This window comes from Synechococcus sp. H55.9, assembly GCF_047462355.1.
Lineage (GTDB): Bacteria > Cyanobacteriota > Cyanobacteriia > Thermostichales > Thermostichaceae > Thermostichus.
On sequence record NZ_JANSJB010000177.1, the window covers coordinates 1 to 1,477 of the forward strand.

Below are 1,477 nucleotides of genomic sequence, written 5' to 3' on the forward strand. Positions count from 1 at the left end.
GGATAGACAGAAGGGGTAAGAACCGCTGTTGGAATAGGCCCAAGTCTCCAGGAGTACTTGAGGCTCAAGCCCTTCTCCAGCCCCCAGATAAAACTGCCAGATCCTCTTCGTCCAAGTCAGCAGGGATCCCGGATCGGATCAGCTCGGCAAAATCTTCGTTGGGCACCATCATACAGAGGGCGTAGAGACGGCCAGGGCCGGTGTTGTGGATTTCGTGGACACCGGTCGGCGGCACCAGGATGCTGTCTCCGGTTTTGATGGGGGCCGCTTTCCCATCGCAAATAGCTAAACCTTCCCCCTTGAGCACGAAAAACATTTCCACAGCCATTTGATGGCGATTGGGGGGCGTTCTGCCTCCCTCATCGAAAATCTCGACACAGAACGTTAGCGAGACTTGAGCATGAGAAGGATCGAACACAATGGCCAGACGATTGGTGTCGTGGGGGCTGATGCGATAGGCCTGATAATCGGCAGGAGTTTTGACGATTGGGATCACACAGCGGGAGAGCGTTTGCATCGGGATCCTCCCCTCAAGAGAGGGTGGGTGGAAAGTGGCAAGCGCTAAGAGGGGAGAGCTGCCAGCAAATCAGCAGAGGAAGCAACAAAGCCAAAGCACTGCTTGACGTTGTAAAGGGTGGCCAGCAGACAGTACTCAGGAGAGGTGGTGGCGGCGCAGTCTTCCAGCAAAATACAGTCGTAGCCGAGGAAATTGGCGTCTTGCAGCGTGGTCATAACACACTGATCGATGTTCACGCCGGCAAAAAAGAGGGTAGTACGTCCGAGATTTTTGAGAATGCTGTCGAGAGGAGTGTCCCAAAAGCCGCTCATGCGGAACTTATCCACCCAGATATCCTCGGGTTTGACTTCCAATTCCTCCACCACAGCCGCGCCCCAACTGCCACGGGTGAGAACCAAAGACCTATTTTTGGGCAAGGGATCCCCCAGCCCTACCCCCTCTCCGGTGGGATTGTAGACGTGTCGCAGGCCGGCGCTGATGTTGAGCAGGTCGGGCCGATTGCCCCAGTTGACCCACACGATCGGCACCTGGGCCTGCCGCAGGCGGGGCAATAGAGTTTTCAGGGGGCCAATGGGAGCTCGCGCCGGTGTAACATCGACGCCAATGCTGGCCAGCCACCCGTCGGGGTGGCAAAAGTCGTTTTGCATGTCAATGACCAGCAGCGCCGCTTTGGCCAGATCCAGGCGCAGGGTTTTGCTGGAGGTAGGCAGCAGGATGGGCCGAGGCTCTAAAGGCGGGCGGGTGATGTCGGCCATTGCGGCGTTCACAGCCCAGGCATTGGGAGGGATCCCCAAAGTCTTTAAGGGGCGGCTTGGGGGGCTCATCGGCTCTCCGCTCACGGGTCAGGGCAAGTACCTACCTACCTGCGCTTAACCTTAATGCACGACGGAGCTTACTTTGGAATCATAGGCTACAGTCTCTCACCTTGTTGACGCGCGGGATCCCGCCCGGTTAGTCGAT

The 1,477-nt window shown here is 57.4% G+C and carries 2 protein-coding genes; both read right to left on the reverse strand.

Features of this window, described 5'->3' with window-relative positions:
- Positions 1-64: 64 nt before the first annotated feature.
- Complete coding sequence (locus tag NW857_RS12915; RefSeq protein ID WP_414333033.1) at positions 65-517, reverse strand: cupin domain-containing protein; 453 nt, start codon at positions 515-517, stop codon at positions 65-67.
- A gap of 44 nt (positions 518-561) precedes the next feature.
- Positions 562-1,341 carry a cysteine hydrolase family protein gene (locus NW857_RS12920; RefSeq protein ID WP_414333032.1) on the reverse strand — a complete coding sequence of 260 codons (780 nt, stop codon included), beginning with the start codon at positions 1,339-1,341 and terminating at the stop codon, positions 562-564.
- Positions 1,342-1,477 lie beyond the last annotated feature (136 nt).